Origin of the sequence: Candidatus Erwinia dacicola (assembly GCF_001756855.1) — a bacterium.
Lineage (GTDB): Bacteria > Pseudomonadota > Gammaproteobacteria > Enterobacterales > Enterobacteriaceae > Erwinia > Erwinia dacicola.
In genome coordinates, this window is sequence record NZ_MAYS01000083.1 from 1 (window position 1) to 7,828 (window position 7,828).

A 7,828-nucleotide genomic window follows, 5' to 3' on the forward strand; every position below is an offset into this window, starting at 1 on the left:
CCATCAAAGGCATTGAAGTGATGCGGGCGCTACAGAAAGGTCAGGCAGAATCATTTTATTTGGGGCATCCCCTAGGCAAGATGCGTCTGGTGAGCAGAGTCTATGAAAGATAAAACCTTTCAATAACATGAAAGGCTAACTCATCAATATCTTTGCAACAGTGCCGCAAAATCACCGTACTGCTGAGGCCGAACGGCTGCGGTAAATCGACGCTGCTGCGCTCGCTGGCGGGGCTTAACCGCGCCAGCGGTGAGCTGTGGTTTAATGGTGAAGAGCTGATGCCGCTGCCGTTTGCCAGCCGCGCCAGCCGTGTGGTCTATCTGCCGCAGTCGCTGCCCATCGGGGTGCACCTGCACGTGCTGGAATCGATTATCGTTGCGCAGCGCGCTAGCGGCGGGCGTAGCAGTGCCGCTAGCGAAGCTGAAGTCATGGCGCCGCTGGAGCAGTTGGATATCGCTCATCTGGCGCTCAGCTATCTCGACCAGCTTTCCGGCAGGCAGAAACAGTTGGTGGGTCTGGCGCAGTCATTGATCCGCCGCCCGGAGCTGCTGCTGGATGAACCGCTCAGCGCGCTGGATCTGAACTACTAGTTCCACGCGATGGACTTAGTGCGGCGCAAAACGCGGCTGCTCAATATCGTCACGGTGGTGGTGAATGCACGATATCAATATCGCGCTGCGCCACGGTGAGCATGTGCTGATGTTGCAGAACAGCGAGCTGATTGTGGATGAACTGCCGGAAGAGGTGATCACTCGCAGAGCCTGGCACGGGTGTACGGCGTGAAAGGGTGCATCGAGCGCTGCTCGCAGGGTACCCCTGGGTATTGGTTTGGTGGAATCATCGGCGTTTTGATGATGGGCTGAGCGAAATAGAAAGTCGGTCGCTACACGGGATCATGTAGAGGCCGACTTTCTATCTCGCTCGGCCGTTTTATGCCAGCAGGTGCTGCGCATGGAAGCGCAGGTGATCCTCAACAAAACTGGCGATAAAGAAGTAGCTGTGGTCGTATTCCGGCTGCTCGCGCACCGTTAACGGATACCTCATCTCCAGTGCAATTTCCTCTAGCCGTTGTGGCCGCAGCTGGTCGGCAAGGAACTGATCGCTATCCCCTTGGTCGATCAGCATCGGCAGCACCGCACCGCCGTTACGCATCAGCCAGCAGCTGTCATATTGACGCCACGCCGTCTCATCATCACCCAGATAAGCTCGGAAGGCTTTTTGCCCCCACGGCACTTCCAGCGGATTGACGATAGGGGCAAATGCCGACACCGAGCTGAATTTACCCGGGTTACGCAGCGCAATCATCAGCGCACCGTGGCCGCCCATTGAATGCCCCATTATCGCCTGACAATCGCTTACGTCGAAATTGCTGGAAATCAGTGCCGGTAGCTCATCGTTGATGTAATCATACATACGAAAATGGTTGCCCCAAGATGCCTCGGTAGCGTTGAGATAAAACCCGGCGCCTTGGCCGAGGTCATAGCCCTCGTCATTAGCAACGCCTTCGCCGCGCGGGCTGGTATCTGGCATCACCAGCACCAGCCCCAGCTCGGCGGCCACGCGCTGCGCGCCGGACTTAATGCTGAAGTTCTCATCGCTACAGGTCAGCCCCGCGAGGAAGTACACCACCGGCGGCGAGGTACTGCCTTTCGGGCTTGGCAGGAAAACGCTGAAAGTCATCGCGCAGTTGAGGCTGGTTGACGGGTGGCGATAGCGCTGCTGCCAGCCGCCAAACAGGCGATGTTCTTCTAAAAGCTTCAGTGTGGATGGCATCCTTTCCTCGCTTATTTCTTATTGAAATGAACCACAGAGCGAATGGATTTGCCTTCGTGCATCAGGTCAAATGCTTCGTTAATCTTTTCCAGCGGCATGGTATGGGTAATAAAGTCGTTAAGCTGGAACTCACCGTCCATATAACGCTCAACGATGCCCGGCAGCTGCGAACGGCCCTTCACGCCACCAAAGGCGGAACCGCGCCATACGCGCCCGGTCACCAGCTGGAATGGGCGGGTAGCAATCTCTTCACCTGTACCAGTCACGCCGATAATCACTGACTCGCCCCAGCCCTTGTGGCAGCACTCCAGTGCAGAACGCATCACGTTGATGTTGCCGATACATTCAAAGGAGAAGTCCACGCCGCCGTCGGTCATTTCAACAATCACGTCCTGAATCGGCTTATGGAAATCTTTCGGGTTAATCAGGTCGGTGGCACCCAGCTTGCGCGCTAGGTCGTATTTGCTGGTATTGATATCGATACCGATAATACGCCCAGCTTTTGCCATTTTGGCGCCGATAATCGCCGACAGACCAATGCCGCCTAGGCCAAAGATCGCCACGATATCGCCTTCCTTCACTTTGGCGGTATTCATTACCGCGCCCATGCCGGTGGTCACGCCACAGCCTAGCAGACACACTTCTTCCAGCGGCGCTTCTTTACTGATCACCGCCAGCGAGATTTCCGGCACCACGGTGTACTCCGAGAAGGTTGAGGTGCCCATATAATGGAATATTGGCTGGCCGTCTTTAAAGAAGCGGGTTGTGCCGTCCGGCATCAGCCCCTTGCCCTGGGTGGTGCGGATTGCTTGGCACAGGTTGGTCTTACCGGAAAGGCAGAATTTACACTTGCCGCATTCCGGGGTGTACAGTGGGATAACGTGGTCGCCAACCGCGATGCTGGTCACGCCTTCACCGATGGCTTCCACCACGCCGCCGCCTTCATGGCCGAGGATCGCCGGGAACACGCCTTCCGGATCTTTGCCAGAAAGGGTGTAGGCATCGGTGTGGCACACGCCGGTGGCGACGATGCGCACCAGCACTTCGCCTTTTTGCGGTGGCATCAGATCAACTTCTTCAATCTTCAGCGGTTCACCGGTGGCCCATGCTACGGCGGCGCAAGTTTTAATTATCTGCATATATTTTTTCCTGTCAGTCGTGGAGAGAGTTAAGCGTAGCTAGGGTTGAGGGAAAGCGCCGCTAATTGCTGGACTTCTCGTCAAATTGTTAAATAATCAGGTACTTCAGCGCTTCCACGTTGGGGATGAAAGCATCGCGAGGCCCACCAGCTAGGTGTCGGTATCACGTAATTCAGCGGGGATTGGGTGCTGACGCACGCACTCGCAACCGGGCATCTGCTCCAGTGCGGCGGCGGGTAACAGCGCCAAGCCGCCACCGCTGGTCATGCAGGCCAGCATTGCGTGATATGACTGGATCTCCATCACGTTGCCGGGCTGTACCCCGGCGGCACGGAACCAGTCCTCAAAGCGCACGCGGTAGGAGCAGTTGGGGCGAAAGCCAAAAAGCGTCAGCCGGCTGTATTATCAGGGCGAGCTCGGGGCTTGAGATTAGCACCATCTGCTCATGAAACACGTTCAGCTCATCAACGTTGATGGGGCCATCGACAAGCGCATTAGCCAGCGTACCGGCGCGCACACGCTCGATAATATCTCCGGAAGTGCCGGTGCTCAACGCCAGCGACACGGCCGGGTAGCGCTGATGAAACTGGGTCAGCAGGGTCGGCAGGCGAGTCGCCGCAGTACTCTTCATCGAACCGAGCGCTAAATTACCCGCCGGTTCGCTGCCTTTCGCCATATTGAGCGCTTCTTCTCTCAGCGCCAGAATGCGCAGGGCGTAGCAGAGAAAGTTATGCCCCATCGGCGACAGGCGCAGGCGCTGTTTTTCGCGGATAAACAGATCGGTGCCCAGATCTTCTTCCAGCTGGTGCAGGCGAGTGGTGAGGTTGGACGGTACGCGATGAAGCTGCTCCGCCGCCCGCACCACCGATCCGCTTTCGGCCACGGCACAGAACATTTTTAGCCGGGTCAGATCCATGTGTTCTCTTATCTGTTCTCTTATCGTAAGCAATTTGATTGCTATTGTTCACTTTTCGTGAGTTTGCTCATCCACCATGATGGTGGCACCTGAAAAACAGAATCTGAGTAAAAATGGCTGTGCGCGTCGCGTTTAGCGCCTTTCTGGCGCTGGTAGTAGCAATGGGGACTGGGCGCCTTGCCTTTACGCCGCAGGTGCCATTAATGATAGCCGAACATCAGCTGTAGCTGACCAGCGCAGCGGTCGTGGCGGTCTTAAACTATCTGGTGTGCGGCTCGTTTGACGCCATGCGCCAGGTAGACTGGCGCTTACAGGCCGGCATCTGGGGCACCGTGCTGCTGACGCTGCTGACGCTGCTGTCGGCCTGCGTCTCCGGGCCGTGCCTGCACGGCGTGCTGGCGCTGGGGGCTGCACTGGTCGGCGGCGATTTACTCTGCGTGGTGCAGCTGTCGTTACAGTACGCACGTGAGCTGGCGCCGCAGCACACGCGCTATCTCGCTGGGTGCTCACCACCGGCTATGCGGTGGGGCAGTTGGTCGGGCCGCTGCTGTCGGCTGCACCCACAGCGTTAAAGCACCGACTGGTTCTGGCACTTTATGTAGCAGGCGGGGCGCTGCTGATCGCCGGACTGTTGGTGTAGCAGCGCGACGCGGTGGCTGAATGAAGCAGTTTCATCGTCAATTGCTTTGATTCACTGGATTACACAGGCAATGTGTACCAAAATAGCGCCTCAGAATTTTCGCTAGGACTGTCCTCTTCATCTTTCATGCTGCAGGTGCGTTGGTCGCCCTTAGGCGCCCCGGTCACTTACCGATGTAAGCTCCCGGGGACTTGTTCGGTTGCCGCCTTCCTGCAACATGAAATCTATTGGGAATTTAATCCTAGCAAGTCATACCTGCCGGAGAAAGAAAATCATGGCAACGTTGAGTCAGGAAGCCACACTCGTTCACGAAGCACTGCTTGCCCGTGGTCTGGAAACCCCGCTGCGTTTACCCGTGCGCGACATGGATGATGACACGCGTAAAGCGCTGATTGCCGGTCACATGACCGAGATTATGCGGCTGCTCAATCTCGATCTTGAAGATGACAGTCTGGTGGAAACCCCGCAGCGCATCGCCAAGATGTACGTTAATGAAGTGTTTTCCGGCCTAGATTACGCCAACTTCCCAAAAATTACCATGATCGAAAACAAAATGAAAGTGGACGAAATGGTAACGGTGCGTGATATCACGTTAACCAGTACCTGCGAACACCATTTTGTGATTATAGACGGCCAGGCGACCGTGGCGTATATCCCGAAAGACAAGGTGATTGGCCTGTCGAAAATCAACCGCATCGTACAGTTCTTCTCCTCGCGCCCGCAGGTGCAGGAACGACTGACGCAGCAGATCCTGCTGGCGCTGCAAATCCTGCTCGGTACTAACAATGTAGCCGTATCGATCGATGCCTTTCACTATTGCGTGAAAGCGCGCGGCATTCGTGATGCCACCAGCGCTACCACCACCACCTCACTGGGTGGGCTGTTCAAGTCGAGCCAGAACACTCGCCAGGAGTTCCTGCGCTCCGTCCACCACCGTTAACTGATTATTCCTTGTAGGGGCGACCCTCTTTATCGGTCCGCCCGTAATGGCCTCTGCATCCCTGATGTGGAACACTTTAATGTCGTGTATTGTTCTGCTGGATTTTGTGCATGGGATGGGGTTTGTTGAATAATAGGTAATCTTAATATGCCGGTTTTGGACGAAGATGCTAGCCATTCCAGCATGTATTACCGGACACTGGTTGTAACTCTGATTTATTCAACAAAGCCGTTAACAGGATACAAGGCGTTGTATTTTTTCTTCATCTCACGCAGCTCAAGCTTCTCAGGGGTGAGGGGAAGCCCCGAAGGGGGTTTACCTTGTAGCTCCAGTCTGAGTTTATTGACCCAGCGAGTCAGAGCGAAATGGCTGACATTAACCGCTTCGGCGGCCTTAACGAATGTGTAGCCGTGGTTGACAACCAGTTTTGCAGCTTCAAGCTTAATCAGTAGATCACATAACGCTATGCCTGTCTCGTTTTTCTAGGGATTCCTCAGCCCTACAAGGGTGCAGAAGATCGTGTAGGGGCCCACCGTTTTTGGGTGCGGCCCTTCTTATTGCTTTAAACTCAACGCAACAGCAATGCTGAAGGGCGATTGGGGATATCCGGATAAGCGGACCGTCGAGCACAGGGATGTGCGAACACGAGCCTACAGGGAAGTATTCACGGCGAGTCCGCGTTACGGATTATCCCTGAAAGTCTTATACCTCACCAGACGCTACAGCCTTATATCTTCTGCTGAATCTCCAGCAATTGCTCTGGCGTAACAGCCGGATAGCTCTGCGCATCTTCCGGCACTTCGTGTACGGCGGGGATCGGCACCAGCGGGCCGAGGAAGCGCGGTTCACGCTTCATCACATACAGGTCCGCCAGCGCGCTGAGGCGGGCACCGACTTCACGCATACGCACATTCAGCATATTTTTCGGTGATGGCACCGCATAGCACTGCGCCTGAATGCCCATATGCAGGGCGATAAACAGCGCACGCTCACAGTGGAAGCGCTGGGTGATAATAATAAAGTCGTTGGTATCGAAGACCTTGCGCGTGCGCACAATCGAATCGAGAGTGCGGAAACCGGCATAGTCTAGCACGATATCGGACGGCTCAACGCCTGCGGCGATCAGATCGCGGCGCATGGTCATTGGCTCGTTGTAGCTCTGTAACGCGTTATCCCCACTCAGCAGCAGATAGTTTACCTTGCCGCTGTTGTAGGCGTTGAGTGCGCCCTGCATACGGTAGAGATAATATTGATTGATTACCCCGATGCGATAATATTTCGCGGTGCCCAAGACCACGCCAACCTGACGGTGCGGCAGTGTTTTCAGATCGTCATAAATATAGAGTGCCGTTTTCCAGCTAATCCAGCGGTCCAGACCAAGCGCGGCCATCACCATCAGGGCGACGATGATAATCAGACCATAAATTAGGCGTTTCAACATGCTGGACGGCGCTCGGGTTGGCAATTAAAAGAGAATTCAAGGCTACTTGAGGCAGGGGAGTGAAGCAAGTGACAGTAAACCGGATGATGCGAAAACACATAAAATGTCGGGCGCAGTGATACGCCGGACACATTAGCGTTAGATTGAGGTGAGTTATTGTCAAATCTGGTGTATGAGGCGACAATTACCCCGTCCGCATCGCGATAATTACTCTGGCCTGTTTGTAATCTGAGCGTCCTGTTTCTTCTTTCTAGGGAGAGGTTGTGGCGCTAAATACCAGACAGGTCAGTTTTTACATGGCTCAACGTAATAAAGGTCTTACCTAGGAAGCCGCAGCGGCCACCGCCGGCATCTCTGTCCGTTCCGGACGACGTATTGAAAAAGGACAATGGCAGCAGTCAGGCGATCGGCACTGGCGGACAGGCTAGGACCCTCTTGAAGATGTCTAGCTGAGCGATATCCTTCCCTTGCTCCAGTCCCGTCTGCAGGTCATGCCGACAACGGTCTTTGAGTATCTGCACGATAAATGTTCGGGTAAATATCCTGATAATATTCGCTGAATCCTGCCCCCCGGACAGCCAAATTTCACGCAGTTCGCTTTTCACCTTTAGTTGTATTGACTTTGGTCGCGCGGCCAGCACATTAGCAGTTTTATGCACCAGTCACCGTTGGTGACTGGTATCCGGAAATAGGTAGAGTCTTAGGACGTGGTGTAAATTTGGAAGGATGGTGAGAGCCATTGGCTTATCCGGTAAGGTAATGGTTAATTAGACAATTATCTCAGAAGGAGTCAACCGATGGCCGACAACAGCATGACATTCAGCAACACCCTGATGCAACTCGGCGGCGAGGACTTTCTGCGTGAACTCACCGAATTTATGCTCAACCGCATCATGGAGGCCGATGTCACTCAGCGCATCAACGCAGAGCCTCATGAGCGCAGTGACGAGCGGGAGACCTACCGTAACGGCTACCGTGA

General features: G+C 54.9%; 6 protein-coding genes and 6 pseudogenes. 6 read left to right on the forward strand and 6 right to left on the reverse strand.

What is annotated here, in order from left to right:
* Together BBW68_RS17490 and BBW68_RS02295 are read left to right on the forward strand one after the other, a co-directional pair.
* Positions 1-113, forward strand: a pseudogene (locus BBW68_RS17490) (IS6 family transposase); the annotation flags it as partial.
* A 33-nt stretch (positions 114-146) separates the two neighbouring features.
* Positions 147-863: pseudogene (locus BBW68_RS02295) on the forward strand (ABC transporter ATP-binding protein).
* Positions 864-930: 67 nt separating this feature from the next.
* Here the strand turns inward: BBW68_RS02295 and fghA are convergent.
* From fghA to BBW68_RS02310, 3 genes and pseudogenes are all read right to left on the reverse strand, one after another.
* Positions 931-1,773, reverse strand: coding sequence for an S-formylglutathione hydrolase (gene fghA / locus BBW68_RS02300; RefSeq protein WP_070133837.1), 843 nt, complete (start codon positions 1,771-1,773; stop codon positions 931-933).
* A gap of 11 nt (positions 1,774-1,784) precedes the next feature.
* Positions 1,785-2,912 carry an S-(hydroxymethyl)glutathione dehydrogenase/class III alcohol dehydrogenase gene (locus tag BBW68_RS02305; protein WP_070133838.1) on the reverse strand — a complete coding sequence of 376 codons (1,128 nt, stop codon included), beginning with the start codon at positions 2,910-2,912 and terminating at the stop codon, positions 1,785-1,787.
* A gap of 88 nt (positions 2,913-3,000) precedes the next feature.
* Positions 3,001-3,828 (reverse strand): annotated as a pseudogene (locus BBW68_RS02310) (LysR substrate-binding domain-containing protein).
* 113 nt (positions 3,829-3,941) lie between these two features.
* Between BBW68_RS02310 and BBW68_RS15495 the strand changes: the two are divergent.
* Positions 3,942-4,468: pseudogene (locus BBW68_RS15495) on the forward strand (YbfB/YjiJ family MFS transporter).
* Positions 4,469-4,742: 274 nt separating this feature from the next.
* Complete coding sequence (gene folE / locus BBW68_RS02320; protein ID WP_070133840.1) at positions 4,743-5,408, forward strand: GTP cyclohydrolase I FolE; 666 nt, start codon at positions 4,743-4,745, stop codon at positions 5,406-5,408.
* A gap of 215 nt (positions 5,409-5,623) precedes the next feature.
* On the opposite strand, the gene BBW68_RS20475 is transcribed toward folE, so the two are convergent.
* Both BBW68_RS20475 and sanA read right to left on the reverse strand, forming a co-directional pair.
* The gene (locus BBW68_RS20475) at positions 5,624-5,875 is read right to left on the reverse strand and encodes a transposase (protein WP_083264756.1); all 252 of its coding nucleotides are present in this window, start codon (positions 5,873-5,875) and stop codon (positions 5,624-5,626) included.
* 260 nt (positions 5,876-6,135) lie between these two features.
* Entirely contained in the window at positions 6,136-6,849 is a 714-nt protein-coding gene (gene sanA, locus BBW68_RS02325; RefSeq protein WP_070133841.1) for an outer membrane permeability protein SanA, read from the reverse strand.
* Between the two features lie 263 nt (positions 6,850-7,112).
* Between sanA and BBW68_RS20285 the strand changes: the two are divergent.
* Positions 7,113-7,406: pseudogene (locus tag BBW68_RS20285) on the forward strand (IS21 family transposase); the annotation flags it as partial.
* Here BBW68_RS20285 and BBW68_RS19395 read toward each other — a convergent pair.
* Positions 7,398-7,538 (reverse strand): annotated as a pseudogene (locus BBW68_RS19395) (IS256 family transposase); the annotation flags it as partial. The pseudogenes BBW68_RS20285 and BBW68_RS19395 sit on opposite strands and share 9 nt — an antisense overlap.
* 108 nt (positions 7,539-7,646) lie before the next feature.
* Between BBW68_RS19395 and BBW68_RS02335 the strand changes: the two are divergent.
* The coding region (locus BBW68_RS02335) for a transposase (RefSeq protein WP_186821247.1) at positions 7,647-7,828 on the forward strand (182 nt) is incomplete at its 3' end.

Excerpts from the sequence above, each read along its gene's own strand:
- fghA (WP_070133837.1), bottom strand. The coding sequence starts at position 1,773 with ATGCCATCCACACTGAAGCTTTTAGAAGAACATCGCCTGTTTGGCGGC.
- BBW68_RS02305 (WP_070133838.1), bottom strand. The coding sequence starts at position 2,912 with ATGCAGATAATTAAAACTTGCGCCGCCGTAGCATGGGCCACCGGTGAA.
- folE (WP_070133840.1), top strand. The coding sequence starts at position 4,743 with ATGGCAACGTTGAGTCAGGAAGCCACACTCGTTCACGAAGCACTGCTT.
- sanA (WP_070133841.1), bottom strand. The coding sequence starts at position 6,849 with ATGTTGAAACGCCTAATTTATGGTCTGATTATCATCGTCGCCCTGATG.